This is a genomic window from Microbispora hainanensis (genome assembly GCF_006874475.1).
Lineage (GTDB): Bacteria > Actinomycetota > Actinomycetes > Streptosporangiales > Streptosporangiaceae > Microbispora > Microbispora hainanensis.
Map to the genome: position 1 here is coordinate 24,966 of NZ_VIRM01000023.1, position 25,855 is coordinate 50,820.

General features: G+C 71.8%; 27 protein-coding genes. 8 read left to right on the top strand and 19 right to left on the bottom strand.

The annotated features are described in order from the left end of the window. Positions 1-34 precede the first annotated feature (34 nt). Positions 35-1,048, bottom strand: a complete 1,014-nt coding sequence (locus FLX08_RS19545; RefSeq protein WP_208761544.1) for a zinc-dependent alcohol dehydrogenase — start codon at positions 1,046-1,048, stop codon at positions 35-37. A gap of 82 nt (positions 1,049-1,130) precedes the next feature. Further along, complete coding sequence (locus FLX08_RS19550; protein WP_142620315.1) at positions 1,131-2,153, bottom strand: SMP-30/gluconolactonase/LRE family protein; 1,023 nt, start codon at positions 2,151-2,153, stop codon at positions 1,131-1,133. A gap of 289 nt (positions 2,154-2,442) precedes the next feature. Here FLX08_RS19550 and FLX08_RS19555 point away from each other — a divergent pair, with 289 nt between their 5' ends. Further along, positions 2,443-2,886, top strand: a complete 444-nt coding sequence (locus FLX08_RS19555) for an ester cyclase (protein WP_244312756.1) — start codon at positions 2,443-2,445, stop codon at positions 2,884-2,886. 245 nt (positions 2,887-3,131) lie between these two features. Further along, the gene (locus tag FLX08_RS19560) at positions 3,132-4,058 is read left to right on the top strand and encodes an SDR family oxidoreductase (RefSeq protein ID WP_142620316.1); all 927 of its coding nucleotides are present in this window, start codon (positions 3,132-3,134) and stop codon (positions 4,056-4,058) included. Positions 4,059-4,129: 71 nt separating this feature from the next. Here FLX08_RS19560 and FLX08_RS19565 read toward each other — a convergent pair whose 3' ends face one another. The 3 genes from FLX08_RS19565 to FLX08_RS19575 all read right to left on the bottom strand — a co-directional run bounded on the left by FLX08_RS19565 (position 4,130) and on the right by FLX08_RS19575 (position 6,374). Beyond that, complete coding sequence (locus FLX08_RS19565) at positions 4,130-4,777, bottom strand: 4'-phosphopantetheinyl transferase family protein (protein WP_142620317.1); 648 nt, start codon at positions 4,775-4,777, stop codon at positions 4,130-4,132. A 153-nt stretch (positions 4,778-4,930) separates the two neighbouring features. Next, positions 4,931-5,899, bottom strand: a complete 969-nt coding sequence (locus FLX08_RS19570; RefSeq protein WP_142620318.1) for a TerC family protein — start codon at positions 5,897-5,899, stop codon at positions 4,931-4,933. A 172-nt stretch (positions 5,900-6,071) separates the two neighbouring features. Beyond that, positions 6,072-6,374, bottom strand: a complete 303-nt coding sequence (locus FLX08_RS19575; protein ID WP_142620319.1) for a helix-turn-helix transcriptional regulator — start codon at positions 6,372-6,374, stop codon at positions 6,072-6,074. A gap of 185 nt (positions 6,375-6,559) precedes the next feature. On the opposite strand from FLX08_RS19575, the gene FLX08_RS19580 reads away from it, so the two are divergent. Then, a complete protein-coding gene (locus FLX08_RS19580) occupies positions 6,560-7,732 on the top strand; it encodes an aminotransferase class V-fold PLP-dependent enzyme (protein ID WP_244312757.1) in 1,173 nt (390 codons plus the stop codon). 1 nt (position 7,733) lies between these two features. Here the strand turns inward: FLX08_RS19580 and FLX08_RS19585 are convergent, their stop codons facing one another. Both FLX08_RS19585 and FLX08_RS19590 read right to left on the bottom strand, forming a co-directional pair. Next, positions 7,734-8,696 carry a glutathione S-transferase family protein gene (locus FLX08_RS19585; protein ID WP_142620321.1) on the bottom strand — a complete coding sequence of 321 codons (963 nt, stop codon included), beginning with the start codon at positions 8,694-8,696 and terminating at the stop codon, positions 7,734-7,736. Positions 8,697-8,899: 203 nt separating this feature from the next. Then, complete coding sequence (locus FLX08_RS19590; protein WP_142620322.1) at positions 8,900-9,379, bottom strand: SPW repeat protein; 480 nt, start codon at positions 9,377-9,379, stop codon at positions 8,900-8,902. Between the two features lie 190 nt (positions 9,380-9,569). On the opposite strand from FLX08_RS19590, the gene FLX08_RS19595 reads away from it, so the two are divergent. Beyond that, entirely contained in the window at positions 9,570-9,764 is a 195-nt protein-coding gene (locus tag FLX08_RS19595) for a CsbD family protein (RefSeq protein ID WP_142620323.1), read from the top strand. A 485-nt stretch (positions 9,765-10,249) separates the two neighbouring features. Here FLX08_RS19595 and FLX08_RS42960 read toward each other — a convergent pair whose 3' ends face one another. Beyond that, complete coding sequence (locus tag FLX08_RS42960) at positions 10,250-10,375, bottom strand: hypothetical protein (protein WP_280117120.1); 126 nt, start codon at positions 10,373-10,375, stop codon at positions 10,250-10,252. Positions 10,376-11,162: 787 nt separating this feature from the next. Next, on the bottom strand, positions 11,163-11,825 hold the full coding sequence (locus FLX08_RS19600) for a hypothetical protein (RefSeq protein ID WP_142620324.1): 663 nt from the start codon (positions 11,823-11,825) through the stop codon (positions 11,163-11,165). 177 nt (positions 11,826-12,002) lie between these two features. On the opposite strand from FLX08_RS19600, the gene FLX08_RS19605 reads away from it, so the two are divergent. Beyond that, positions 12,003-12,587 (top strand): DJ-1/PfpI family protein, encoded by a 585-nt coding sequence (locus FLX08_RS19605; RefSeq protein ID WP_142620325.1) that lies wholly within the window; start codon positions 12,003-12,005, stop codon positions 12,585-12,587. A 33-nt stretch (positions 12,588-12,620) separates the two neighbouring features. Here FLX08_RS19605 and FLX08_RS19610 read toward each other — a convergent pair whose 3' ends face one another. Genes FLX08_RS19610 through FLX08_RS19635 form a run of 6 tightly spaced genes read right to left on the bottom strand, consistent with a single transcriptional unit; the run spans position 12,621 to position 18,866 of the window. After that, on the bottom strand, positions 12,621-13,622 hold the full coding sequence (locus FLX08_RS19610) for a M24 family metallopeptidase (protein WP_244312758.1): 1,002 nt from the start codon (positions 13,620-13,622) through the stop codon (positions 12,621-12,623). Beyond that, positions 13,619-14,554: an ABC transporter ATP-binding protein gene (locus FLX08_RS19615; protein ID WP_142620326.1), complete on the bottom strand. Its 936-nt coding sequence runs from the start codon at positions 14,552-14,554 to the stop codon at positions 13,619-13,621. Before FLX08_RS19615 ends, FLX08_RS19610 begins: the two co-directional genes overlap by 4 nt. Beyond that, complete coding sequence (locus FLX08_RS19620) at positions 14,551-15,354, bottom strand: ABC transporter ATP-binding protein (RefSeq protein WP_142620327.1); 804 nt, start codon at positions 15,352-15,354, stop codon at positions 14,551-14,553. The genes FLX08_RS19615 and FLX08_RS19620 overlap by 4 nt, the downstream gene beginning before the upstream one ends. After that, positions 15,351-16,226, bottom strand: coding sequence for an ABC transporter permease (locus FLX08_RS19625; RefSeq protein ID WP_244312759.1), 876 nt, complete (start codon positions 16,224-16,226; stop codon positions 15,351-15,353). Before FLX08_RS19625 ends, FLX08_RS19620 begins: the two co-directional genes overlap by 4 nt. Further along, positions 16,223-17,248, bottom strand: coding sequence for an ABC transporter permease (locus FLX08_RS19630; protein ID WP_244312760.1), 1,026 nt, complete (start codon positions 17,246-17,248; stop codon positions 16,223-16,225). The genes FLX08_RS19625 and FLX08_RS19630 overlap by 4 nt, the downstream gene beginning before the upstream one ends. A gap of 22 nt (positions 17,249-17,270) precedes the next feature. Further along, positions 17,271-18,866 carry an ABC transporter substrate-binding protein gene (locus FLX08_RS19635; protein WP_142620329.1) on the bottom strand — a complete coding sequence of 532 codons (1,596 nt, stop codon included), beginning with the start codon at positions 18,864-18,866 and terminating at the stop codon, positions 17,271-17,273. 139 nt (positions 18,867-19,005) lie between these two features. Here FLX08_RS19635 and FLX08_RS19640 point away from each other — a divergent pair, with 139 nt between their 5' ends. Beyond that, positions 19,006-19,665, top strand: coding sequence for an Lrp/AsnC family transcriptional regulator (locus tag FLX08_RS19640; protein WP_244312768.1), 660 nt, complete (start codon positions 19,006-19,008; stop codon positions 19,663-19,665). 3 nt (positions 19,666-19,668) lie between these two features. On the opposite strand, the gene FLX08_RS19645 is transcribed toward FLX08_RS19640, so the two are convergent. Both FLX08_RS19645 and FLX08_RS19650 read right to left on the bottom strand, forming a co-directional pair. Next, positions 19,669-20,016: an avidin-fold protein gene (locus FLX08_RS19645; protein ID WP_142620331.1), complete on the bottom strand. Its 348-nt coding sequence runs from the start codon at positions 20,014-20,016 to the stop codon at positions 19,669-19,671. Between the two features lie 127 nt (positions 20,017-20,143). After that, complete coding sequence (locus FLX08_RS19650; RefSeq protein WP_142620332.1) at positions 20,144-21,172, bottom strand: ROK family protein; 1,029 nt, start codon at positions 21,170-21,172, stop codon at positions 20,144-20,146. A gap of 492 nt (positions 21,173-21,664) precedes the next feature. Here FLX08_RS19650 and FLX08_RS19655 point away from each other — a divergent pair, with 492 nt between their 5' ends. Together FLX08_RS19655 and FLX08_RS19660 are read left to right on the top strand one after the other, a co-directional pair. After that, positions 21,665-22,990 carry a cellulose-binding domain-containing protein gene (locus FLX08_RS19655; protein ID WP_142620333.1) on the top strand — a complete coding sequence of 442 codons (1,326 nt, stop codon included), beginning with the start codon at positions 21,665-21,667 and terminating at the stop codon, positions 22,988-22,990. Between the two features lie 126 nt (positions 22,991-23,116). After that, positions 23,117-23,698, top strand: coding sequence for a hemerythrin domain-containing protein (locus tag FLX08_RS19660; RefSeq protein WP_142620334.1), 582 nt, complete (start codon positions 23,117-23,119; stop codon positions 23,696-23,698). 56 nt (positions 23,699-23,754) lie between these two features. Here FLX08_RS19660 and FLX08_RS19665 read toward each other — a convergent pair whose 3' ends face one another. Together FLX08_RS19665 and FLX08_RS19670 are read right to left on the bottom strand one after the other, a co-directional pair. Further along, positions 23,755-24,954: a hypothetical protein gene (locus tag FLX08_RS19665; protein ID WP_142620335.1), complete on the bottom strand. Its 1,200-nt coding sequence runs from the start codon at positions 24,952-24,954 to the stop codon at positions 23,755-23,757. A 157-nt stretch (positions 24,955-25,111) separates the two neighbouring features. Beyond that, positions 25,112-25,786, bottom strand: coding sequence for a DUF6766 family protein (locus FLX08_RS19670; protein WP_142620336.1), 675 nt, complete (start codon positions 25,784-25,786; stop codon positions 25,112-25,114). Positions 25,787-25,855 lie beyond the last annotated feature (69 nt).

Here is a 25,855-nt window from a genome sequence, read left to right on the forward strand (position 1 = left end):
GAAGGCTTCCGTCCGGGGCGGCGCTGCGCCCCCTCTATCGCCGAGGGTCGATATGGATCTTCGGGCCCGGACCCGCGCCGGCCGGGCGGCGCCCCGCCAGCACACCGGCGGCGTCGTCCAGGCCGACGGTGGCGGCCACGAGCGGGCGGGCGTCGACCGACCCGTCCGCGTACGCCTCGATGGTCCCGGCCAGACCGGCCGATCCGCTGAGCACGCCGACGGCGGTGACGTCTCTGAGCGCGAGGTCGCGGGTGTCGATGCGACTGGGGGACCCCGCGAGACCGACATAGACTACCCGGCCCGCGGGCCTGACCAGGTCGAGCGCGAGCGCCGGCAGGTCCGCCGCGTTGGACGCGTCGACCACGGCGTCCCACGGCAGTGACGGCAGTGACTCCTGGGTCCACGCGCCCGCGAAGCCGAGGTCGCGGGCCAGCCGGAGCGTGGGCTCGTCGCGGCCCATCAGATGCACGCCGGCGCCCCGCGCCCGCGCGAGCAGCGCGACGAGCAGGCCGATCGTGCCCGTTCCCAGCACCAGCAGCCGGGCGCCGGGGTGCAGGGCGGCGCCGCGCACCGCGCGCAGGGCGCTGCCGCCGGGTTCGACCAGCGCGCCCATCGTCGCGTCGATCGTCTCGGGCAGCGCGTGCAGTGCCTCCGCCGGTACGGCGAGCCGCTCGGCCAGCGCCCCCGGGAAGCCCCGGCGAATGCCGATCTCCGCCCGGTCGGGACAGACGTGGTGCAGCCCGTCGCCGCAGAAGCGGCAGCGCCCGCAGCCCAGCATCGTGTCGCCCGTGACCCGGCGGCCCAGCCAGCCGGGGTCGACGCCCTCCCCGAGCGCCGTGACGACACCGCACCACTCGTGGCCGGGACGCAGCGGATACCACGCGTGGCCGGAGTGCAGATAGCTCATCTCGCCGGTGAACAGCTCCACGTCGGTGCCGCAGACGCCGACCCGCTCGACGTCGACGACCACCTGCCCGGGCGCGGCGGCGGGTGGATCGACGTCCACGACCTCGGCCCTGCCGGGGCCGGTGATGACCAGTGCCCGCACTACCGGGAGCCGGGGACGGGCGCGACGGCGCCGACGCGGGTGAGGGGCAAGGTCGTGTCTCCTTGACGGCGGTCGGGCATCGTCATCGCGGCGGCGCCCAGTAGGGCGTCGCCAGGCCGCGTACGCCCACCCGGGCGGTGAACAGGTGCCCGGATCCGGGGTGTTCGGCCACATCGACGCCATGGGTGGACGTGGTGATGACGAGGACGTCGAGATCCGGCCCGGCGAAGGCGGGGCAGGTGACCTTGGGCGCGCCGACCTCGACCGTGGCGAGCAGACGACCGCCCGGATCGCGGCACTCCACCCGGCCGCCGCCGAAGATCGCGATCCACAGGTTGCCCTCGGCGTCGGCGCACATCCCGTCGGGCATGCCGCCGGTGACCCGGAACAGCTCCCGCCGCGGCCCGGCCTGTCCGGTGGCCGGGTCGTAGTCACGCTCCCACACCACGTGTGGCGTGCTGTCGATGCTGTAGAGGCGGTCGCCCTCGGGGCTCCAGGCCAGGCCGTTCGACAGGGTCAGGTCGTCGTCGAGGACGACGCAGGTCGTGCCGTCGAGGCGGGCCAGAACATCCTGGCCCTCCCGGTCGTCGAGCGCCATGCTGCCGATCAGGAAGCGCCCGGCCGGGTCCACGGCGCCGTCGTTGAGCCGGCTCGGCGCGCCGGGAGGCAGCACCCGGGCGAGCTCGGTGCGGCGGCCCGCGGCGTCGACCCGGGTGAGGACCTCGCGCTCGGCGACGACGAGCTGCCCGTCGGCGGAGACGGCGACCGCGCCCACCGTGTTGCCCACCGTGTTGCCCACCGTGTTGCCCACCGTGTTGCCCACCGTGTTGCCCACCGTGTTGCCCACCGTGTTGCCCACCGTGTTGCCCACCGTGTTGCCCACCGTGTTGCCCGCCGGGTTGACCGCTGTGCTGCCCGCCGCGCCGAAGGTGTGCGCGGCGGTGGCGGTGATCGCGCCGGTGTCGGGGTCGAGCCGTCCCTCGTGCACCGCTCCCGCGTCGATGTCCACCCACAGCAGGCGCTGCCTGGCGGGATCCCACACGGGACCCTCCCCGAGGGCGTACACCTCGCCGGAGGCCCGAGTGGCGGTGAACTGCCTGGTCATAGGGCCTCCTGGCCGGCGGTGATCGCGCGGATGGACGGCGGGCCGCCGGGAACCGCCCGCGGCGGAGCGAGCGGAAGCATGGTCATGTTCGGGATCCTAGAGCTGATTTCGGGCGGGAGAAAAGGTCCACTCCGGGATCTTCCGGCGGAAGGTACGGCGCGTCGGCCTCACGCGGGCTCGCGAGCCCGTCGTCCGTCTTCCGGATGACGGGGGTATGGGCCCGCCGGGAGGCACCGCGTTACGGTGGTGACGTAGGAGCCGGTGATGGTCGCATCCAGGGGGAGCGAAGATGATGGTCACCGCTCGAGAGCTCAAAGACCGGGTGTTCGCGGCTCTGAACGATCATGATCTTGAAGCGACGATGCGGTGTTTCGCCCGAGACGCCGTCTACGTCGGGCCGGTGGGCTCGGCCGAGGGACACGAGCAGATCGCCTGGTACTTCCAGCACCTGCTGCAGGCCTTTCCGGATCTTCAACTCACACCGTGGTGCAAGGTGCCCGTGTGCGATCCGGCCGTCTCGGCGGTCTGCGAGTACGTCATGACCGGCACCCACCTCGGGCCGCTCCTGCTGCCCGGAGGCTCGGCGCTGGAGGCGACCAGCCAGCGCATCGCGGTCCGCGGCGCGGGGTTGTGCATCATCGAGAACGGGCTGATCATCAGCGACCGGGACTACTACGACCAGCTGGAGCTGTTCAGCCAGCTCGGCCTCTGCCTTCCCGAGGCCGTCGCCTGACGCCCTCGATGTCGGTCTGCCGTCGCCGGCCCTTCGCGACGCGGTGATGTCCGCCAACCCGCGCGCCGTCGCCGGGCACGGCCTGGCCCTGGTCTTCGCGAGTGATCTCCACCCGCGTTGATCAGCTCGCGCCCCTACTCTGATGACAGCGACTGACATCGAGTGCTACGTTGATGACAGTCACTGACATGGCTACCCGCTTGGGGGTTCCGATGCGGGGGCGATCGACCACTTGGAGTTGTGTCATGCGTGTGTTCGTCACGGGCGCGAGCGGCTGGATAGGATCGGCCGTCGTCCCCGAACTCATCGGCGCGGGGCACGAGGTCGTCGGCCTGGCGCGGTCCGACGCCTCGGCCGCCGCGCTCACCAGGGCCGGGGCCCAGGTGTGCCGCGGCACCATCGACGATCTCGGCACCCTGCGCGACGCCGCCGCGGCGTCCGATGGTGTGATCCACCTCGCGTTCAAGCACGACATCGCCTTCTCCGGCGACTTCCGGGGTGCCGCCGAGGCGGATCGCCGCGCCGTCGAGACGCTGGCCGAGGCGCTCGCGGGCTCCGATCGCCCCTTCGTTCTCGCCTCCGGGATGCTCGGGCTCACCCCGGGGCGGGTTCTGACCGAAAGGAACGGACGTGACTCCGGCGCCGCCGGGGGACACGGCGACGGCCCGAGCGCCCGGCAGGCCACCGCGCTGAGGACGCTCGACCTCGCCTCCGAGGGCGTCCGCTCGTCGGTGCTGCGCCTGCCCCCGACGGTGTACGGCGAGGGAGACAACGGCTTCATGGCGGCCCTGGTCGGCATCGCCCGCGACAGGGGCGTCTCCGGTTATGTCGGCGACGGGTCCAACCGCTGGCCCGGTGTGCACCGGCTCGACGCCGCGCACCTGTTCCGCCTCGCGCTGGAGAAGGCCCCGGCGGGAACGGTGCTGCACGCCGCCGGCGACGAGGGTGTGCCGATCCGCGCCGTCGCCGAGGTGATCGGCCGCCACCTCGGCCTGCCGGTGGTCTCGGTTCCCCGTGAGCAGGCGAGCGAGCACTTCTCCTGGCTGGGCGGCATGATCGGGCTCGACGCCCCGGCGACGAGCGCGCTGACCCGTGAACTGCTGGGGTGGCAGCCGGTGCAGCCGGGGCTGATCGACGACCTCGGCAAGGGCCACTACTTCCGCGCGAAGTGAACAGAGCGGGGTCGTCAGGGTCGGACGGTCGGGGTCGGATGGTCAGGGCCGGACGGTCCAGGGCGGGGGCGTCAGGGCCGGGGGAGGGCGATGGAGGTCGCGATGTGCCCGTCGCGCACCGTCCACCGGCCCGGCAGGACGTCCGTCCCGACGGCGGGGTCCGCGGCCAGGAGCCGGGCGCGGAACGTGCCCGAGGGCTCGATGTCCACGACCGCCTCCGAGAAGTCGAGCCAGCGGCCGGTCAGGGGGAACCACACCTTGTAGACCGACTCCTTGGCGCTGAACAGGATCCTGTCCCAGCAGACCTCGCCGTACGCGTCGCCCATCGCGCGGAGGGCGGCGATCTCCCCGGGGGAGGCGATCGTGGGAAGGACCCCATCCGGGAGGGGTTCGTGTGGTTCCGCGTCGATGCCGACGGCGCGCGCGACGTCGGCGGAGGCGACGGCCGCAGCGCGATAGCCCGAGCAGTGCGTGATGCTGCCGACCGTGCCGGAGGGCCAGATCGGGGCGCCCCGCTCGCCGCGCGGGATCGGCACCGGCGTGACGCCGATCCGGGCCAGCGCGAGCCGGGCGCAGTGGCGTCCGGTGACGAACTCCCGCCGCCGCCGGTCGACGGCACGCGCGATGAGCGGTCTCTCCTCCGGAAACAGCGTGTCCTCCGGCACGTCGCCGAACTTCTCGGCCGACGCCACCCACGAGGGCAGGATCTCGTCGATCATGCGGCCGTCCCCGGCGACGTTGACATCCCCTTCACCGACGCGGCCATGCGTGGAGAGTACAGATCCCCGCGCCGCAGCGGAAGATCGATTCAGGTGCCGCACGGCCCGGCGTCCGCGGGAGCCAAAAGGCCGGCGGCGAAAGGGGGACGGCCGCTACCGGTGATTCGGGATGGTCGGGTTCGTCCCCGCGTGCTCTTCGCGGCGGTTCCGGTACGCGCTCGCGCCCACGGCGGCCACGAGGCAGGCGCAGATGACCGCGAGCGACAGCCATACGGGGATCTTGTACACGTCCGCCAGGAGCATCTTCGCGCCGACGAACACGAGGATCGCCGCCAGGCCGAACCGCAGATAGCCGAACCGGTGCATGGCCCCGGCCAGCAGGAAGTACATCGCCCGCAGTCCCAGGATCGCGAACGCGTTGGAGGTGAAGACGAGGAACGGCTCCGACGTCACGGCGAAGATCGCCGGAATCGAGTCGACGGCGAAGATGATGTCGCTGGTCTCCACCGCGACCAGGACGGCCAGCAGCGGCGTCGCGGCCCACCGGCCGCCCGTCCGCCCGTCCGCGTCCTGCCGTACGAGGAACCGCTGGCCCTGGTAGGAGCCGGTGACGGGGATGAGCCGGCGCATCGCCCGCAGCACCAGGTTGCGGTCGGGGTGCACCTCGATCGCCGAATGCCTGGCCATCTTCACGCCCGTGTAGAGCAGGAACGCCCCGAAGACGTACAGGATCCAGTGGAAGCGGTCGAGCAGGACGGCGCCCGCGCCGATGAACCCCGCGCGGAAGACCAGCGCCCCGAGCACGCCGAAGAACAGCACGCGATGCTGCAGCTCGCGCGGGACCGCGAAGTACGAGAACAGCAGCGCGATCACGAAGACGTTGTCGACGGCCAGCGACTTCTCGATGAGATAACCGGCCAGGTATTCTCCGCCCGCCTCCGGCCCCCAGACGAGCCAGACCACGACCCCGAAGCCGAGGCCCAGCGCGATCCACACGCCCGACCAGCCCAGCGCTTCACGGACACGCACCACGTGGGCCCGGCGATGCGCGAACAGGTCCACCGCGAGCATGGCGAGGATGACCGCCAGAACCGCGGCCCAGGTCCACAGGGGTACGGACATCGTCAACCTCCTCACCGCCGCATGGGCGGGCTCGGCAGGCCGACGGTCTCCCCGTGCCACCGCCAGCGGTGACCCTCCGCGCCGGGACGCCCTATGCGGCGGCCGTGATGACGACGCTGAGGAAGCCGGGTACTCCCCCTCGAACTATGTTCAAGTATTCACGAAATCAGCTTCATACGTCAACCGGGGACCCGAACAGCTCCAGGAACTCGCCGATGTGCCGGTGCCGTTCGACGGGGTGACGGAAGGGGGCCTCCGGGTTGATCGTGTAGTGGTTGCGCCGCCCTACACGCTCCCGGCGCAGGTAACCTGCCGCCTCCAGGTCCGAGACGATCGCCTGAGCCGCCCGCTCGGTGATGCCGACCGACTCGGCGACGTCCCGCAACCGCGCGTCGGGATCACGGGACACCGCGAGCAGGACGTGGGCGTGGTTGGTGAGGAACGTCCAGCCGCCCGCCGGGGAGGAGGTGCTCATACCTCATTATGCGATGGGCGATTCACGAAACCGAGGTCGGGGCCCCGGGCCTGACGGCCGCACCCCCCCAGGACGAGAAGCGCGACAGGGCGCCGCGCGGCAGGTCGAGGAACATCACCACCTACCGGGGAGCGGCCCGCATGTCCGACAGAATAGGGCTTTCAGGGTCTTCCGGGAGGCTTCAGGTGACCATCGACGTCCAACAGGTGCGGGCGGACACGCCGGGATGCGAGCACGTCGTCCACCTCAACAACGCGGGTTCGTCCCTGCCGCCGCGTCAGGTGACCGGCGCCGTGGTGGATCACCTGCGCCTGGAGGAGCGCATCGGCGGCTACGAGGCGGCGGCCGCCGCCCTCGACCGGTCGGAGCGGACCTATGACGCGGTGGCCGAGCTCGTCGGCGCGGACCGCGACGAGATCGCCCTCGTCGAGAACGCCACCCGCGCCTGGGACATGGCCTTCTACTCCCTGCCGTGGAAGCCGGGCGACCGCATCCTGACCTCGCGGGCCGAGTACGCCAGCAACGCGATCGCCTTCCTGCAGACCGCCCGGCGCCACGACGTGCGGGTCGAGGTGGTGCCCGACGACGAGACCGGCGCGCTGTCCGTCGAGGCGCTGCGCGACATGATGGACGAGCGGGTCAAGCTGATCGCCGTCACCCACGTGCCGACCCAGGGCGGGCTGGTCAACCCGGCGGCCGAGATCGGGGCCGTGGCGCGGGAGGCCGGGGTGACGTTCCTGCTGGACGCCTGCCAGTCGGTCGGGCAGCTGCGGGTCGACGTGCGCGAGATCGGCTGCGACCCGTTGTCGGCGACCGGCCGCAAGTTCCTGCGCGGGCCGCGCGGCACCGGCTTCCTGTACTGCTCGCGGCGGATGCTCGACCGCTTGGAGCCGCCGTTCCTCGACCTGTACGCCGCCACCTGGACGTCCCCGGACTCCTATGAGGTGCGCGGCGACGCCCGGCGGTTCGAGAACTGGGAGGGCTATGTGGCCGGCAAGATCGGTCTCGGCGTGGCGGCCGAGTACGCGCTAAGCCTCGGGCTCGACGCCATCGAGGAGCGGGTGACCGGTCTCGCCGAGGCGCTGCGCGCGCGGCTGGCCGCGATCCGCGGGGTGACCGTGCACGACCGGGGCGCGCGGCGGTGCGGCATCGTGACGTTCACCGTGGACGGGCACGACAGCCAGGACGTGGCCACCCGGATGTCGGTCGCGAAGGTCAACGTCTCGGTGTCCGCCGCGTCCTCGGCCCGGTGGGACTTCGAGGCCCGCGCGCTGCCCTCGCTGGTGCGGTCCTCGGTGCACTACTACAACACCGAGGACGAGCTCGACCGGCTGTGCGAGGCGCTGCCCTCCGCGTGAGCTACAGACTCCAGTCGATGACCGGCCCGGCGGGCACGATGCGCAGCGGGTTGATCTTCGGGTGGGTGCCGTAGTAGTGCCGCTTGATGTGGTCGAAGTTCGTCGTGCCGCCGAAGGCCGGGTTCGCGTAGAGGTCCCGGGCGTAGCGCCAGAGGTTGGGGTAGTCGGCCAGGCGGCGGACGTTCGCCTTGAAGTGGGTCACGTAGACCGTGTCGAACCGGGCCAGCGTGACCCACAGGCGGACGTCGGCCTCGGTGAGCCGGTCGCCGAACAGGTAGCGGCCGCCGGCCAGGCGTTCGTCGAGCTCGTCGAGCGCCGCGAACAACGTCGTCACGGCCGCGTCGTACGCCTCCTGGCTCTCGGCGAAGCCGCACTTGTACACGCCGTTGTTGACGTCGGCGTACACGCGCTCGTTGAGCGCGTCGATGTCGCCCCGGAGGTCCTCGGGGTAGAGGTCGATGCCCGGCCTGGCCCAGCGCGCGAACGCCTGGCCGAGGTCGAGGCTGATGTCGGGGAAGTTGTTGCTGACGATCCGGCGGGTGCTCCGGTCCCACAGCACGGGCACCGACACGTGGCCGTCGTAGCCGGGCTCGGTCGCCTCGTACGCCTCCCGCAGCAGCGTGAACCCGTTGAGCTCGTCCGGGCCGTGGCCCGGGCCCTCGCGGAACGCCCACCCGCGTCCGTCGCGCACGGGATCGACGACGGACATCGACACGACGTCCTCAAGGCCGAGGAGCGCCCGGACGATGACCGAGCGGTGGGCCCACGGGCAGGCCAGCGACACGTACAGGTGATAGCGCCCGGGCTCGGCGGGATATCCGCCGCTTCCGTCGGCCGTCACGCGGTCGCGGAACCGGTAGAGGGGCCGCTCGAACGATCCGTCCGGCCGGGTGGCCGCCTTGATCCCGTAATCGCCGTAAGCCGCGAAGTCCACCGGACTCGCGACGGGGGCCGTTGTCGTCACGCCGCCACCGTCCTCTCGTCTCCGACGAGACGAGAGTAACGGGAGCCGCTGACACGACGGCCACGGCGTCGGCTGCGGCGGCACATCCCCAGGATGGCGGTGCCGCGCCCCCGCGCGGGTGGCCGGCACGGGGCGGGCGCCGCCCGCCGGAGGCCGCGGACCGGTCAGGCGGACCGGTCAGGCGGACCGGTCAGGCGGACCGGTCAGTGGGCCGGTCCCATGTGCCCCGATCCCGTCGTGCGGAAGCCGCCGCCGGACCGCCCGCGATCCATCATGCCGAACCGCATGGTCACCAGGCCGAAGAGCAGGATGAGCGCGCCGACGATCACGTTGCTGACGATCGTCGACGTGGTCGCCATGCCTCCGCGGATCACCCAGGGGGCGATGATGGTCCAGATACCGAGCAGCGGGGCGACCCAGGAGATTCCGTAGGTGCGCCCGAACGCCGAGCTGTACCCCATCGCCAGGAGCGCCACGGCCAGGCCTGTGATCAGGTTGTTCACGGCAAGCGGAGTCCGCGTGCCGCTGAATCCGACGATCCACGGCGAGAGCGCTAGATACAGGCCGCTCAGGAGCGTGAGACCGTCGGCGAGCTGCGCGGCGGGATTCGCCGCGGCGGCCTCGTAGCGAGCGCGCATCTGCATGATGTCGGGATGCGTCCCGATGTCGGCGCCGTGTGTCATACGTCACACCACCCTTCAGAGGTGTGTGCTGTAGTCCTTATTCCTAGCGTACGCCCGATTCGTCACTTTTTCCCGGTTTGGCGGGATTGTGTTTATGGGGCGGGTGCGACGGCGCGCCGTGCGGCGTTTAGCCCCTTCACCTGGGGAAAGGGGGGGTTGGTCAGCTTCTGGAACCGAGAGGAGTGTCCGGATGAGCACGGAGGACAAGTTCCGCAACAAGTCGGAAGAGGTCGCCGGCAAGGCCAAGGAGGGGCTCGGCAAGGTCACCGACGACGAGAGCCTTGAGGCCGAGGGCCGGGCCGACCAGTCCGAGAGCCACATGAAGCAGGCCGGCGAGAAGATCAAGGACGCCGCCGGCAAGGTGAAGGACGCCTTCAAGGACTGACCCGCGCGGGGGCGACGATCCGCGGGACCCGGACGATCGGGTGGCGATCGTCGCCGGGGGACGAGGGGCCGCCGAGCCGGGGACGATCTCCCGGCGCTCCCGTCCCCGCTGGACGGCGTGCATGTCGGTGCGCGCGATGGTGCGGCAAGCGGCCGGCCCCCCGAGGGGGCCGGCTTCCGCATTCACCGGGTGTTCACCCGGCACGACCGTTCGCGGCCCGACAGCAGATGGCCGGGGCGCAGGAGTCGGCGGCGTAGGAGCCGGCAGGGCGCGGCAGGTGGCGGAGCCTAGCGGTCGGCGGAGCCTGGGGGTGGCGGTCGGCAGGAGGCGGCGGCTTCGCGAGGGGAGTCGACCGGCTGGTTCGCCTGGCTGTTCACCTGGCTGTTCACCTGGCTGTTCGCCTGGCGCGACGGTCGTCGTCTCGGGGAGAGCCCGTGCTTCCGGGCCGGTCGGCGCCGGCCCGTGACGGTGGAAGACGCCCCCGGTCAGGCCGCGTGCGGCATCGGCATGCGGAAGGTCGACGTCACAAGAGCCTGAATGAGACGCACGAGCAGCGCCTCCAGGACCATGATGGCCGCCCGGGAGAGTACGGCGGCGAGGAACTCAGACACTTCACACCTCGTTAGGACAAATCGGCTTCTAGGGAAGAGTGACGCACCAACCTCCCAAAACGGCGTAGTTAAGGTTACCGTTCGGTGAACGGTCGATGACCGTTGCGGATACACGTCTGATCATGCGTACCCCGCCGTGTCCCCGATCATGAAGCGCGATCATCGGTTCCGGGCATCATGCCGCCCCCACGGCGCCGCGAAAAGGGCCGTCAGCGTGCCCCGGCCACACCCGATCGGCCACGCGCGCGGATCAGCCAGGTACCCCGGATCGCTCACGCACGCAGGATCGGTCACGCGGGTCGGTCACAGGTGGTCCGTCGTGCGTGCGGGTCACGCGCGGATCACTCAGGCGCGGCGATCAGTCACGCGTCGGGGTCGGTCATGCGTTCGGGTCGGTCACGCGTTCGGGTCGGTCACGGACGCGGGTGGGTCGCGCGTTCGGGTCGGTCAGGGACACGGGTCGGTCACGCGCGCGGATCGGTCAGGCGCGCGGATCCGTCGCGCGTGCGGATGAGTGACGCGCGGACGATTCGCGACCACTCACGGGCCGGCCCGTGCCGCGCGTGCCGGTCGCCGCGCATCGGCCGGCGCGGCTCGCCCGCCGCTCGGTCGCCCGCTCGCCGACCGTCCGGCCGGATGCCCCTGAATGCTCCCGAATGCCGCTTGATGTTCCCCGGGTGCACGCCGGCAGCGTCCGATCGTGCGCCGGCAGCGTGCCGATCGAAGCATGCTGGGCACGCGCCGATCGCGCGGTGCCGCCGGCGCGGACCGCGGGAGGCGCCCCGCGTTACTTGGCGCCGGCCTTGGTGCGCCGGGCGGTGGTGGTGGCGGGAGTCTTCGCCTCGCCCTTGGCCGTGGTGCTTCTCCTCCCGGTCGTCCGCCCTGTCGGCGCCGCCGGCTCCTGCGTGGCTCCGGCTCCGGTGGCGGCCGTTCTCGGCGTGGTCCGCCCGGGGGTCTCCTTCTGTGCACCGCCGAACGGGGACCAGCGCTGCTCCCGGCCCCTGGCGCGCTGGGCGATCATCGTCCCCGCGCCGATGGCCGCCGCCACCGGCCACTCCAGGATGCCGAGCGCGGCCAGCGCCCCGAGCCCGCCGTAGTACATGATTCGCTCCGGCGGCGGCAGGAACGTGCGGGCGACGTCCATGGCCTGCCCGACGTCGCGGCCGCTGATGTGCGGCATGCCGACGTGCGGCAGGTGCATCTCGGGTGGCCGGAACTGGATGCGCATGAACGGCAGGTTCAGGTCCAGCTGGGGCCGGTGCTCCTCCTTCGTCTCCATGCTCTTGCCGGCGCGCGGAGCCGGAGTGGTCGTGGGCCGCGTTGTCGTGGGCCGCGTGGTCGTCGTCCGGGCGCGGGTCGTCCGGCCCCGGGCGGTCGTCGTGCCGGTCGTGGTCGTGCCGGCGGTCGTGCCAGCCGTGGTCGTGCCCGGCGTCGCCTCGGTCGTGGTCATGGATCCTCCCCGATGACGTGTCCCGACGCGGATCGCTGCCCGACCCGCGAGAGCTTCGGGAAAATGACCTTTCTATCCTCTATCGAGCCTCCTGGGGTTGCTGGTGCGGATAGCGACTATTTGCCCACTCTTGCCGGTGCTTTCGTCTCCGTACGCCCCCTGCGCGAGGATGGGGGCATGACACGGATCGGGATCTTGCTGTTCGACCAGGTGGAGGAACTCGACGCGGTCGGCCCCTGGGAGGTCTTCGGTGTGTGGGCCAAACTGCGCCCGGACGAGGCGGAGGTCGTCGCGTTCGCGCCCGAGGCGGGAGCCGTACGGGCGTCGAAGGGGCTGATGCTGCACGCCGACAGGTCGGCGGCCGACGTCGGTGACCTGGACGTCTTCCTGCACCCGGGCGGCGCCGGGACCCGTCCCCAGCTGAAGGACCCCGACCACCTCGCCTGGGTGCGGGACCTGCGTGGACGCGTGCCCCTGATGACCAGCGTCTGCACCGGGTCGCTCGTCTTCGCCGCGGCCGGGCTGCTGGCGGGCCGTCCGGCGACCACGCATTGGGGCGCCCTCGACCTGCTCGCCGAGCTCGACCCGACCATCGACGTCCGGCGCGAGGAGCGTTTCGTCGACGACGGCGACGTGGTCACCTCGTCCGGGGTGTCGGCGGGAATCGACATGGCGCTCCACCTGGTGGCACGGCTCGCCGGGGTCGAGCGGGCCCGGGAGGTGCGCCGGCGCATGCAGTACGACCCCGAGCCCCCGGTCTGACGGCCCGCCCGGTGGTCCCCCCGGGGAGCCGGTCTACCGGTCGAGGACGTGCAGCGCGCGGGAGCCGGTGCTGAGCAGCTCCGGCCCGTCCTCGCCGCACACGACCACGTCGGCCACGCGGGCGCCGAAGAGCTCGGGCAGATAGATGGCGGGCTCCAGGCAGACGGTCATCCCGGCCTCGAACCTCTCCCCGGCCGCCAGCCAGGGCCCCTCGGCCGGGCTCAGCCCGATGCCCCGGCCGGCGCGGGCGGCGGCGTAGGCGCCGTAGCCGCTTCCGTCGATGACCTCGCGGGCGACCGCCGCGGCCTCGGCGCACGCGACCCCGGGGCGTACGAGGTCGACGGCGGCCCGCTGCGCGGCGAGGACGACCGAGTACATGGCGTCGAAGTCCTCCGGCGGCTCGGCGACCGCGAAGACCCGGGCGACCTCGGCGCAGTAGCCGTTCCAGCGCCCGCCGATCGAGACGAGCAGCGCGTCGCCGGGGTTGATCACCCGGTCGCACGGCCGGTGGCGCGGGCCGGCGGAGTGCTCGCCCGCCGCCACGAGCACGGAGGGGGTCCCTTCGCAGCCCGTCTCGGCGAGCATCGCCCGCAGCCTGCGGGCCATCGCCAGCTCGGTGGCGCCGAACCACGCCAGCTCGCGGGCGGCGAGCAGCACGGCGTCGGCCGCCGCGGCGGCGTGCCGCATCGCGGCCACCTCGTCGGCCCGCTTGCGCAGGCGGAGCGGCGCGAGGACGGCCGAGGCCAGCACGAGCTCCGCGTCGAGGCGCAGCGCGAACAGCTCGGCGGCGGGCATCTGCGGGTCCACCGCCACACGGCGGGCCGTCGGCGGCACAAGGGCCGCCGCCTGCGCGGGGTCACCGGCCTGGGCGGGCGGCCCGTCGAGCGCCACCACGAGGTAGCTCTCGCCGTCCGCGCCCGCCGGCGGGCCCGCCCGCAGGTAGCGGAAGTCCGGGGAGGGCCGCAGCACGAGGGCGTCGACCCCCGCCCCGGTCATCCCCGCGCGCACGTCCTCCAGCATGAGCGGGTCGATCATGACGCGGAGGACGGCTCCGGCGCGTGCAGCCAGCAGGCCACCGGCCCGAAGTCCGGTTCCTTCTCCCGGCACACGTCCATGACCAGCGGGCAGCGGGGGTGGAACCGGCAGCCCGCCGGGGGATCGGCGGGGTCGGGCACGTCCCCGGGCAGCTCGGCGGGCAGCACGCCCGCGCCGTCGGGGGAGGGGATCGCGGCGAGCAGCGCCCGCGTGTACGGGTGCCGGGGGTCGGCCCACACCTCGGCGGTCGGGCCGGTCTCCACCACCTTGCCGAGATACATGACCGCGATCCGGTCGGCGATCAGCCGTACGACGGACAGGTCGTGGCTGATGAACAGCAGGCCCGCGCCGGACTCCACGGCGAGGTCGCGCATGAGCCGGGCCACCTGCGCCTGGGCGGAGGCGTCCAGCGCCGAGATCGGCTCGTCCCCGATCAGCAGCGACGGCCGGGCGGCGAGCGCCCGTGCGATCGCGACGCGCTGCCGCTGCCCGCCGGAGAACTCGTGCGGATATCGGCCGGCGAAGTCGCGTGGCAGGCCGACCCGTTCGAGCAGGTCGGCGGGGCTGGTCGCGCTGTCGCCCGCGGTCCGCAGCCCGTCGGCGATCTGCGCGCCCACGCGGCGGCGCGGGTTCAGCGAGGAGTACGGATCCTGGAACACCATCTGTACGCCGGTGAGCGCGGGGTCTCTGCGGCGCAGCCCGAGCGGCGTCACCGGCCGCCCGCCGACGAGGATCCGTCCCGAGGCCGCGCCGTGCAGCCCGCACACCGCCCTGGCCAGGGTGGACTTGCCGCATCCCGACTCGCCGACCAGGCCGACGACCTCGCCGGCGGCGACGTGCAGGCTCGCCCCGGCCACCGCTCGCACGACCGGGCGGCCCGGCGTGCGGTGCTCCACGACCAGGTCCTCCACGGACAACAGGGGCGCGGTCATCGTGACTCCTCCGCGGGCGGCACGGGCAGGGCGTCGAGCAGCGAACGGGTGTAGGGGTGGCTCGGCTCGCGCAGCACCCGGCCGCGCGGGCCGGTCTCCACGACCAGCCCGTCCTTCATCACGCTCACCTCGTCGGCGACCGCCGACATCACGCCGAGGTCGTGGGTGACGAGGAGGACGGCGAGGCCGAGGTCGTCGCACAGGCCGCGCAGCAGGCGCAGGATCCCGGCCTGCACGGTGACGTCGAGCGCGGTCGTCGGCTCGTCGGCGATGAGCACCTCGGGCTCGCAGGCCAGCGCGACGGCGATGGCGATGCGCTGCCGCATGCCGCCGGAGAACTGGTGCGGGTAGCGCTTCAGCGCCTCCTCGGGGCCCGGGATGCGCACCTTGGCGAGCAGGCCGGCGGCCCGCTCCCGCGCCTCCTTCCTGCCGACGCCCAGGTGGTGGCGCATGTGCTCGGTGAGCTGCCGCTCCACCGTCAGCATCGGGTGCAGGCTGGTCGCCGGGTCCTGGAAGACCATGGCGATCTTCGCGCCGCGCACCTCGTTGAGCTCGCGGGCAGGCATCTCCAGCAGGTCGCGGCCGCCGAAGGCGATCCGTCCCGACACCCGGGAGCCGTGGGGGAGCAGGCCGAGCACGGCGAGCCCGGTCATGGTCTTGCCCGAGCCGCTCTCGCCGGCGAGGCCGTGCACGCGGCCGGCCTCCAGGGTCAGGTCGACGCCGTGCAGGACGTCGTGGCCGCCGATCGAGACCCGCAGCCCTTCGATCGTCAGCGCCGCCGTCTTCGGTGCGGCCGTCACAGTGCACGCTCCTTGATCGCCCGGGCGGTACGCGGGTCGAGCGCGTCGCGCAGCGTGTCGCCGAGGAAGTTGAACGCGAGGACGACCGTGAGGATCGCGAGCCCGGGGAACGTCGCGACCCACCAGCTGTCGAAGACCTCCACCCCTCCGGCGACCATCGCGCCCCACTCGGGCGACGGCGGCTTGGCGCCGAGCCCGAGGAACGACAGGCCCGACAGCAGCAGCAGCGCGGTGCCGATGTCGAGGGTGGCGAGCACCAGCACGGGTCCGGTGACGTTGGGCAGCACGTCCACCCGCAGCGACCGCCAGGCGGAAAAGCCCAGCAGCCTGCCGCTCAGCACGAACTCCCGTTCCCGTACGCCGAGCACCAGGCCGCGGGTGACCCGCGCGTACGCCGGCCAGGCGACGACGAGCACGGCGAGCACCGCGTTGCCGAGGCTCGCGCCGAGGGCGGCGGCGACGACCATCGCGAGGATGACGGTGGGGAAGGCGAACACGAGGTCGGCCAGGCGCATGATCGTCTCGTCCACCCACCGGCCGAAGTAGCCGGCGCAGGCGCCGAGCAGGCCGCCGATCACCACCGACAGCGCCACCAGCAGCAGCGTCAGCGGGATGGACACCCGCGCGCCGTACATGATCCGGCTGAGGATGTCGCGGCCGAGCTGGTCGGTGCCGAGCCAGTGGCCGGGGCCGGGCGGCGCGAGCCGGGGCAGCTCCTGCGCCAGCGGGTCGTGCGGCGCGAGCACGGGCGCGGCCAGCGCGACCACGATCCAGATCAGCGCGACGACGGTGCCGACGATCGCCAGCGGCCGCCGCCACGCCTGCGGGAGCCGGCTCACGCGGGTGCGCGCGAACAGGCCGGCGCGCTTCACGAGACCCTCACTCTCGGGTCGATGACGCCGTACAGCACGTCGACGACCAGGTTGATGACGAGGTAGACCACGCCCACCACGAGGCCGACGCCCATGACGGCGGGCAGGTCGAGGGTGGTGGCGCTCTTGTAGGCGTACTGGCCGACGCCCGGCCAGGCGAAGACGGCCTCCACCAGCACGGTGCCGGACAGCAGGCTGCCGAACGCCAGACCGGCCACGGTGATGATCGGCACCAGCGCGGGGCGCAGCACATAGCGGAACAGCACCACGCGGCCCGGCAGGCCCTTGGCGCGGGCCGCGCGCACGTAGTCCTGCCCGAGCACCTCCAGCACGGCCGAGCGGGTGAACCGCGTCAGCAGGCCGATCGTGTAGAGGGCCAGCACGAGCGCCGGCGCGGCCAGGTGGCCGACGGCCGAGGAGAGCACGTCCCAGCGCCCCGACAGCAGGGCGTCGACCGTGAGGAGGCCGGTGACCTGCGGCGGCGGGGTCATCCCGGGATCGATGCGGCCGCTGCCCGGGGTGATCTGGAGCCGGAAGAAGAACACGTAGAACGCCACGAGCGCGAGCCAGAACGTCGGCACCGAGATGCCGATCAGGCTCAGCACCCGCAGCACGTGGTCGGAGATCCGGTCGCGGCGCAGCGCCGCGATCACGCCGAATCCCACGCCGAGGATCAGCGAGACGAGGATCGCGGCCCCGGCCAGCTCCAGCGTGGCCGGCACCGCCTCGGAGAGGTCGTCGAGCACCGGGCGGTGGCTCTGCTGGCTCGTCCCGAGGTCGCCGTGCAGCAGCCCTTCGAGGTGCAGCAGGTATTGCTGCGGCAGTGGCCGGTCGAGGCCGTGGTCGGCGCGCCACTGGGCCACGATCCCCGGGTCGCCGAGCGCCCGCTGGCCGAGGTTGGCCGCCACGGGGTCGCCCGGCACCAGGTTGGTCAGCACGAAGGTGACCAGCGTGATCCCCAGCGCCAGCAGCACCGCCGTGACGATGCGGCGCACCAGGAACCGGGCGAGCGGGCTGCGCACCGCCCGGTTCCCCGTACGACGTCTACTTGGCGCCGAGGTCGGCGACATTGATCGTCCACACGGGGTGGTACGCCACACCGGTGACGGACGCGGCCGCCACGATGTTCTGACCGGGCTGGATCAGCGGCATGAACGGACCGGTCGCGTTGAGCTTCTGCTGGAAGTCGGTGTACGCCTGCGTGCGGTCGTCGTCGGTCACCGCGGCGGCCGCCTTGTCGGCCGCGGCCTCGACGTCCTTGTCCGCGCCCGCCTTCCATCCGGCCCGCAGGCCGACCAGCTTGCCCGGCGCGAACGACAGGTAGTTGCTGGGGTCGGGGAAGTCGGGGCCCCAGTACCACAGGCCCAGCTCCTCCTTGCCGTTGCGGTAGTTGTCCAGGGCGGTGGTGACCGGCGCGGGGGTCAGCTCGACCGTGATGCCGACGTCCTTGAGGTTGGCCTGGATGCGCTCGGCCAGCGGCTGGAAGGACAGGCCGTTCACGGTCAGCTCGCTGGGATACTCCAGCTTGACCGTGGGGTCGGTCACACCGCTCGCCGCGAGCGCCGCCTTGGCGCCCTCGACGTCGCGCGTGGCCGCCTGGCCGGCGGGGAGCGCGCCGAGGAACATCGACGGGATGATGCCCGACGCCTGGGTCGAGCCCTCGCCGGCCAGCTCCAGCAGACCCTGGTAGTCGATGCCCTTGCGCACCGCCTCGACGAACCTGGGGTTGGAGGTGACCTTGCTGACGCCCGAGTCCTGATTGGCGAGCAGGAAGAACACGTACGCCGAGGTGGTCCGGTTGACCTGCAGGCCGCCGGAGATGCCGCCGACCTGGTCGCCGGACAGGTTCAGCGCCACCTGGCTGTCGCCGCGCTGCACGTTGAGCTTCTGCGTGGCCGACTCGACGTTGCGGATGACCACCTTGTCGTAGTACGGCTTCTTCGCGCCCCAGTAGTTCGCGTTCGCCTTCAGCACGACCTGGCTGCTCACGTTGAACGACTCGATCGTGTACGGCCCCGAGCCGGCCGAGGTGGAGTTGAGGTACTGCTCGGCCTTGTCGCCCGGGTCGTCCGTCGCGCCGTGCTCCTTGGCCGCCTTCGCGTTGAGGATGCCGAGCGCGGGGTTGGGCAGGATGTACGGAAGCGCCGGGTTGGAGGTCTTCGACGTCAGCGTGATGGTCGAGTCGTCGGTCTTGGCGATCTCCACGCCGTCGAGCAGGAACGACGGCGTGCCCTTCATATCGCGCACGCGGGTGAGCGAGAACACCACGTCGTCGGCCGTCACCGGGGAGCCGTCGGCGAACTTCGCGCCCTGCCGCAGCTTGAGCGTGAGCGTCTTGCCGTCGGGCGACAGTTCGTACGACTCGGCGAGCGACGGCACCGGCTTGGTGACGTCGGAGCCGTCGAACGTGAGAAGCGTGTCGTAGGTCGCCTTGTCGACGATCAGGCCGGTCGGCTCGTAGGTCCGGCCCGGGTCCGCCGTCTTGAGGTCGAACGAGGTGTCTATCACGAGCGTCTTGCCCGCGGCGCCGCTGGGGGTGCTGCTGGACGAGCCGCCGCCGGAGCAGGCCGCGAGGGCGAGGGCGCCGGTGAGCACAACCGGGAGCAGGCCGGCCCTCACCTGCCACGAACGGGTCGTCATTATGTGTCCTCCGAAAACAGGCCAACTCTTGGCCGTATGGACGTTTGGTCGCCGATCGTCCAGGATTGTCCGGCAGAAAGTCCAGCTCGTGCGGCCAGGCCGAGACGAATCTCCCACGGAGGATGAAGCAGTGACCGAAATGTCAAGCAACTCGGGGTCCGGGGGCGGCGCCACTGGACGGATCGGCATCGGCCTGGAGCTGGACGCCACTCACCTGAAGATCCTTGAGGTGCTCAGGGACAACGGGCGGGTCTCGGTCTCCGCACTCGCCGAGCGCGTGGGGATCTCCCGGGCCAACGCCTACACGCGGTTCGAGGCGCTGCGCGCCGACGGCGTGATCAAGCGCTTCACGGCTGAGATCGACCACCAGCGGGCCGGTCTCGGCATCGTCGCGCTGATCTTCGTGACCGTGCGCCAGCAGATGTGGCGGCAGTTCCGCGCCCAGCTCGCGCAGATGCCGGAGGTGGAGTATTGCGCCATCACCACCGGGCAGCACGACGCCATGATCCAGGTGCGGATGGCCGATGTGGCCGAGGTGCACGCGATGGTCACCGAACGCCTGGCCAACATCCCGGCCGTCAAGGCCACCGAGACCGTGTTCATCCTCGACGAGGTGCTCAGGCGGCCGTACGTGCTGCCGAGCGACCGGGGCCGGGGCGCCCAGCGGCGGCCCGCCCCCTCGGCCTCCCCGGAGCCCGAACAGGGACAGGGACAGGGACAGGGACAGGGCCTGCCGCTCGGCAAGATGCGCTTCGTCGGCGCGGCCGAGGGCCGCGCCGCGCTGCGCGACGAATCGTAGGTGTCAGGCGACTTCGGCGCAGACGCTGACGTGGGTGGCGTCGTCGCCCTCGAACTGGAACTCCTCCACCAGGCGCAGCCGCCCGTCCTCGGCCGTCTCGATGCGGCTGACGCTGCGGCCGCTCGCGCGCTCGCCGGTCTTCAGCAGGTGGACGTAGGACAGCTCGATGCGGTCGCTGTCCCGCGTGCCCACGAACCGGCCGTGGACGACGGTGTCGCCCGTGTAGTGCCCCCAGATGACGCCGCCCGACTCCTCGTAGGCGAACTCGGTCGGCGCGTCGGCGTCCACCACGCTGGCCGTGGAGCTGACCATGACGAAGCGGCGGCCGTTGAGCAGGTCTGTGTCGTTCACGAGTCCGCATCGTGCCGAACCGAACGAGATTCGCAACCCGCTCTGGACGTTCCGTCCGCCGGACCCCGTCCGGGCGGGTGATCCGTCCAGATCACCCGCCGTGACCGGGCCCGGACGCGACAGGGTGTCAGCGGCCCACGATCTCGGCGAGGGCGGCGAGCGCCGCACCCCGGGCGCCCGCCATGTCGAGGTCCTCGACCAGCGTCACCGAGGCCACCCGCCGCTGCTCCTCGCGCAGCAGGGTGTGCTCACGGACCTTCTCCAGGAACCACTCGCGGAAGTCCGGGGCCGCCTCGACCACCCCGCCGCCCAGGAAGTACGCGTCCGGGTCGGTGAAGTTGGCCGCGATCGTGAACAGCCTGCCGATGGCCATCGCCTGCTGCTCGAAGACCTTGAGCGCGAGCGGGTCGCCGTTCTCCGCGTAGCCGCGCAGCAGCTTGGCGGCCTTCCCGACCGGCTCGACCTTGTGGAGCTCGTGATCGGGGAAACGGGTCAGCCAGTAGGGCAGCAGGTTCTTCTCGATGCCGGTCAGCGAGGCGACGCTCTCGGCGTCCCCCACGAAGCCGCAGTTGCACTCGGGAAGCGGCTGGCCGTCCTCAAGCAGGCCCTGCAGCGGGATGTGGACGTGCCCGAGCTCGCCGGCCATCCCGGCGGCGCCCTTCACCACGTGCCCCGACTGGATGACGCCGCCGCCGAGCCCGGTGCCGACGATCGCCGAGACCGACGAGTGCTGCCAGGCGTCCGGCCCGAAGCGTACGTGGTGGGAGTAGAGCGCCGCGGCGTTGCCGTCGTTGTTGTAGACGACCGGCAGCCCCAGCCGCGACTCCAGGGCCCCGCGGAAGTCGAAGCCGAACCAGCCGGGATCGACGAAGTTGGTCGCGCCCTTGGAGGAGATCACCCCGTCGGCGCTGGCCGGGCCCGGGGTGTCCAGGCCCACCGCGCGTACGGCGGAACGCGGCGTGCCGGTCAGCTCCAGCACGTTGTCGAGGGCGAGCAGAAGCTGCTCGACCGCGACCTCGGGACCCTCCCGCACGAGGCTGGGGGTCTCGACCAACCGGTCCACCAGGAACCGCCCTGAGGCGTCCAGAACGGTCGCGTTGTTGCTTGTGCCGCCGTTGTCGAGCCCGACGACGACCCAGGACCCTGCATCTGCCATTGGGGGTTGTCCTTTGCGTTCGCGCGTTTCAGTGCGAAGACTACGAGAGTCGGGCGCGCGGGGCACCGGCCCCCTCGCAACAATCCGGGCGGCGGGGGAGCAAGGGGCCCGGGCGTGACGACGCGCGGGTGCCGGCGGTGAAAGATTCAGTTCGCGCCGTGGCCCGTGCCCGGCCGTCCGCGGCCCCTGCCGTGCCCCTGAGCTGCGCGGGCGTCGCCGCCGCCGGGGCGGGCCCGGACCGGGGGCGGCGGGGTCCGTTGACCCGTTCCGCGACCCGGAGAAAACATCTGCGTCCGGGGGCCGCAGCGTCGCGACCCATCTGTCCCAGTGGCCGCGGCCCCGAGCGGGAGCGCGCCTACCCTCGCCTGTCCGTGCGTGCCCGCGCCTGCCCGTGTTCGACCGTGCGCGCCCGGCGCCTGTCTCGGTGAGGGGGCGCGGCCCGCGAGCGGGACGGCGTGCCGAACGAGCAGATGCGCAGAAATCGAGGTACGCATGAAGCAGTTCCGTCCCGTCCGAGGGCATCGCCTCGCGGCCCGCGGTTTGCCGGGCTCTCCGGTGGCGCGCCTGGTCGCGGCCCTGGCCGCGCTGGTCGCCGGCCTCGCGGTCGTGCTGGTGCCCGGCACCGCCACCGCGGCTCCCGTCTGCAAAGTGGACTACACGACCAACCAGTGGCCCGGCGGCTTCACCGCCTCGGTGCGGCTCACCAACCTCGGCTCGGCGGTCAGCGGATGGACGCTGCGCTGGACGGCGGACACCGGCCAGCAGATCACCAACGCCTGGAGCGCCCAGGTCAGCCAGTCGGGCACGAGCGTCACCGCGACCAACGTCGCGTGGAACGGCTCGCTGGCGACGGGCGGCGTGGCCGACTTCGGGTTCCAGGGCACCTGGTCGGGCAGCCTCACGACGCCGTCCGACTGGTCGCTGAACGGCGTGCCGTGCGGCGGCGTCTCCTCCCCCTCGCCCTCGCCCAGCCCGTCGCCGAGCCCGTCGCCGACCGTGGACCACTCGCCGTCCCCGTCTCCGTCCCCGTCGCCCACGGTGGACCACTCGCCGTCCCCGTCCCCGTCCCCGTCTCCGTCCCCTTCGCCGTCTCCCTCGCCCAGCCCGTCGGTGACGCCCACGCCGTCCGGCTGCTCCGGGACCGGGCTGGTCGTCTGCTCGGGCTTCGAGGACCAGTCGGGCACGCCGTCGGGTGAGTGGCAGGTGACCACCCCGAACTGCTCGGGCACCGGCACCGCCACGATCGACACCGCCACCGTGCACAGCGGCGGCAAGTCGCTGCGGATCAACGGCGGCGGCAACTACTGCAACCACATCTTCGCCGCGACCACCAAGAACGTCTCCGGCATCGCGCCCGTGGTGTACGGCCGCATGTGGGTGCGCCACACGACCGCGCTCCCGGCGACCCACGTCTCGATGATCACGATGTCGGACTCCAGGGACGGCGGCAGGGACCTGCGCATCGGCGGCCAGAACGGCGCTCTCCAGTGGAACCGGGAGTCCGACGACGCCACGCTGCCCGAGCAGAGCCCCTCCGGCGTCGCGCTGAGCTCCCCGCTGCCCGTCAACCGCTGGGTCTGCCTGCGCTTCCAGATCGACACCACGCAGCAGGCCATGCGTACGTACCTGGACGACCAGGAGATCGCCGGCCTGCGGGTGGACGGCACGCCGACCACCGACGTGGACGCCCAGTGGCTGCGCCGCTCCACCGCGCCCCGGCCGACGACGCTCCGCCTGGGCTGGGAGAGCTACGGCAGCGACTCCGACACCATCTGGTACGACGACGTGGCGCTGGGGTCGAGCCCGATCGGCTGCTGATCAGCGCCCTTCAGGGGTAGATAGCCGGGTGTCCGCCCTGTGCGGTCACGCTCGACCGTGGTCCCGTTTCGTCCGGCGCCCGGCCTCCCGCGGGAGGCCGGGCGCCGTATCAGAGGGGAGAGGGACATGACCGAGACGCAGCACCCGGTGCCGGAACTCATGAAGGAAGGCGACGTCGTCGACCTGCTCATCCACCAGCACGCGCTGATCAGGGAGATGTTCGACGAGGTGGAGCACGCCGCGCCGGACCGGCGCGCCGAGCCGTTCCGGCGGCTGGTGCGCATGCTGGCCGTCCACGAGACGGCGGAGGAGGAGATCGTCCACCCCTACACCCGGCTGCGGGTGGACGGGGGAACGGGCGTAGTGGCCGACCGGCTCAAGGAGGAGCGCGAGGCCAAGGAGATGCTCCTCAGGCTGAACGAGATGGGCCCCGAGCACCCCGGCTTCATGTCCGAGCTCGACCGGCTGCGGATGGCCGTGCTCACGCACGCGCGGGCCGAGGAGCGCTACGAGTTCACCAGGCTCCGGGCCGAGACGACGGCGGCCGAGCGGCGGGCGATGGCGCTCGGGGTCCGGGCCGCCGAGGCGATGGCCCCCACCCGTCCGCGCCCGGGGGTGGAGTCGATGACGCGCAACCTGCTGCTGGGCCCGCCGGCGGCGATCATGGATCGGGCGCGCGACCTGATCCGGCAGGCGATGCGCGGGTAAGGGCACGACCCCCGGCCCGGACCCGTACGCGTACGGGCCCGGGCCGGGGCGCGTCCTCAGTGGGTGCGCAGGCTGTAGAGGGGATGGGTGCCCTCGGTCTCCAGGCGGTACTCGTCGCCCGACCTGGCGCGGTTGTCGTCGATGACGCGCTCGCTGGGCGGTTCCTCCCCGCCCATGAGCTGGTCCTGCCAGCGCTGGAACCGCTCGTGGGCCTCCTGGACATACCCGGTGCCCAGGGTCGTGTAGTCGATCTGCGTGGAGATCAGCTCGCGCAGATACTCCTTGTTGGGCTCGAACGTCACCGGCTTCGGCAGCTCCCGGGCCACCACCTGCTCCGGCTCGCGTCCGTCGTGCCGGCGGAACATGTCCGCGGCGATCCGCAGGTGCTCCAGCTCCATGTTCAAGTGCAGCTCCCAGATCGCCTTGATCCTGGGGTTGGACTCCGTCTGCATGAACGAGTGGTACAGGTAGCACTCGTTGTACTCGTGGTTGAGCCACTGCTCCCACCACGTCTCGCCCGGATCGAGCAGCGACTCGTAGTGGGTGACGTGCTCCTCCTCGATGAGCCCGATCTCCTGGTAGAGCTGCCGCGCGATCGGCTCCATGTACGTCGGGCCGACGTTCATGTAGAAGTTCATCGTCTGCTGCTCGGCGGACATGATGGTCAGCGCGTGCAGCTTGGAGATCGGCTTCGCCTTGTTGCGGTCGTAGTGCTCGCGGACGTTGTCGACCGGGTGGCGGTGGTGCATCTTCGTCGGCCGGCCCGGCATCACCTCGGTGAGCTGGTCGACGATCTTCTCGGCCTTGCGGTGCTCGATCATCTCGTACAGGTTGGCGTACCGGTAGAGGTGGTCGAAGTCCTCCAGCACGCCGAACTGGTAGGCCTGCTTGAGATAGGGGTCGGGCTCCATGCGGGCCACCCAGGCGGTCAGGTCCACCGCCACCTGCTCGTAGCCGAGGGTCGTCTCCAGCACCGAGGACTGCCCCGGCAGCAGCCAGTTGACCGCCTTCTGCTGCTGGGCCTCGATGTAGCGCACCTCGGCCAGGCGCTGCCGCACCTCCAGGTCCTGGCAGCGGCGGGCGAAATGATGGCTGAACATGATCGCTTCGATCTCGATGCCGTTCATCGTGATGATCCGGCACCGGGTGTAGGGATCGGCGCGGTCGGGGTCGATCGGTGTGACATTCAGCTCGCGCCAGTTGCGCAGCTGCCGATCCAGCGGGACTCCCCGCTCCTGCAGCGGATTGAACGTCATCTGGGTGCTCCTCCCCACGATTGGCGCTGGGCGTACCCAAACCGTGGAATGCGACAAACGTGGACATTCGGAGCCTTTGACCTAGATTGTCATCCGGTGGGGCGGGGCCGCGGGTGGGCCCTGGGCGGGGTCGTGGGTGGGGGCCTGGGCGGGAGCCTCAGCCGCTGGACGCCGTCTTGGCGTGCGGGTCGCCGACCTTCTTCGACTGCGGTGAGCCCCGCTGGCGCAGGAAGATCGACAGCAGGACCATGGAGGCGACCGCCAGGAACTCCGACTGCCAGTTCTGGAGCGTGCGGTTCCAGAAGTCGGGGGAGGCCACGTAGCCGCCCCAGCCGACCGTGTCCTCCAGCTGGGCGAGCTGCTCGGTGTTGTACGCCGCGAGGCCGGCGACCGACTGGGCCAGCCAGGACAGCAGGAAGATCAGGCCCATCGCGATGCCCAGGGAATGGCTGTAGACCGCCCGCCGCCAGCCGGGCGCCGCCGCCCAGGCGGGGGAGCCGGGTTCGGCGTAGCGGCCGACCTTCTGCTCGGCATCGGTCTCCAGGCCCTCCTCGCCGGGCTTCTTCGACTCCGGTGAGCCGCGCTGGACGAGCCAGACGGTGATGAGGATGTAGAGGAAGAACTGCAGATACTCCGACTGCCAGTTCTCCGCCACGTCGACGGCGAAGCTCGACGAGGTGACGTACTCGGCCCAGCCGACGGGGGAGCCACCGTTGGCCGCCTGCTCCGCGTTGAAGGCCGCCGCACCCGCGACCGACTGCCCGGCCAGGGCCGCCAGGAACAGCAGCAGGAAGCACAGCGAGAGCGAGTTTTCCCTGATCAGACGCTTCATCGCCGTCACCCCCCCGTCAGGCCGACGAAGATCGCGTACGCGAGGCCCAGTGCGATCATCACCAGCAGC

Bases quoted from the DNA above. Each gene is read 5' to 3' on its own strand.
- FLX08_RS19550 (WP_142620315.1), bottom strand. From the start codon at position 2,153: ATGACCAGGCAGTTCACCGCCACTCGGGCCTCCGGCGAGGTGTACGCC.
- FLX08_RS19555 (WP_244312756.1), top strand. From the start codon at position 2,443: ATGATGGTCACCGCTCGAGAGCTCAAAGACCGGGTGTTCGCGGCTCTG.
- FLX08_RS19560 (WP_142620316.1), top strand. From the start codon at position 3,132: ATGCGTGTGTTCGTCACGGGCGCGAGCGGCTGGATAGGATCGGCCGTC.
- FLX08_RS19565 (WP_142620317.1), bottom strand. From the start codon at position 4,777: ATGATCGACGAGATCCTGCCCTCGTGGGTGGCGTCGGCCGAGAAGTTC.
- FLX08_RS19570 (WP_142620318.1), bottom strand. From the start codon at position 5,899: ATGTCCGTACCCCTGTGGACCTGGGCCGCGGTTCTGGCGGTCATCCTC.
- FLX08_RS19575 (WP_142620319.1), bottom strand. From the start codon at position 6,374: ATGAGCACCTCCTCCCCGGCGGGCGGCTGGACGTTCCTCACCAACCAC.
- FLX08_RS19590 (WP_142620322.1), bottom strand. From the start codon at position 9,379: ATGACACACGGCGCCGACATCGGGACGCATCCCGACATCATGCAGATG.
- FLX08_RS19595 (WP_142620323.1), top strand. From the start codon at position 9,570: ATGAGCACGGAGGACAAGTTCCGCAACAAGTCGGAAGAGGTCGCCGGC.
- FLX08_RS19600 (WP_142620324.1), bottom strand. From the start codon at position 11,825: ATGACCACGACCGAGGCGACGCCGGGCACGACCACGGCTGGCACGACC.
- FLX08_RS19605 (WP_142620325.1), top strand. From the start codon at position 12,003: ATGACACGGATCGGGATCTTGCTGTTCGACCAGGTGGAGGAACTCGAC.
- FLX08_RS19610 (WP_244312758.1), bottom strand. From the start codon at position 13,622: ATGATCGACCCGCTCATGCTGGAGGACGTGCGCGCGGGGATGACCGGG.
- FLX08_RS19615 (WP_142620326.1), bottom strand. From the start codon at position 14,554: ATGACCGCGCCCCTGTTGTCCGTGGAGGACCTGGTCGTGGAGCACCGC.
- FLX08_RS19635 (WP_142620329.1), bottom strand. From the start codon at position 18,866: ATGACGACCCGTTCGTGGCAGGTGAGGGCCGGCCTGCTCCCGGTTGTG.
- FLX08_RS19640 (WP_244312768.1), top strand. From the start codon at position 19,006: ATGTCAAGCAACTCGGGGTCCGGGGGCGGCGCCACTGGACGGATCGGC.
- FLX08_RS19650 (WP_142620332.1), bottom strand. From the start codon at position 21,172: ATGGCAGATGCAGGGTCCTGGGTCGTCGTCGGGCTCGACAACGGCGGC.
- FLX08_RS19655 (WP_142620333.1), top strand. From the start codon at position 21,665: ATGAAGCAGTTCCGTCCCGTCCGAGGGCATCGCCTCGCGGCCCGCGGT.
- FLX08_RS19660 (WP_142620334.1), top strand. From the start codon at position 23,117: ATGACCGAGACGCAGCACCCGGTGCCGGAACTCATGAAGGAAGGCGAC.
- FLX08_RS19665 (WP_142620335.1), bottom strand. From the start codon at position 24,954: ATGACGTTCAATCCGCTGCAGGAGCGGGGAGTCCCGCTGGATCGGCAG.
- FLX08_RS19670 (WP_142620336.1), bottom strand. From the start codon at position 25,786: ATGAAGCGTCTGATCAGGGAAAACTCGCTCTCGCTGTGCTTCCTGCTG.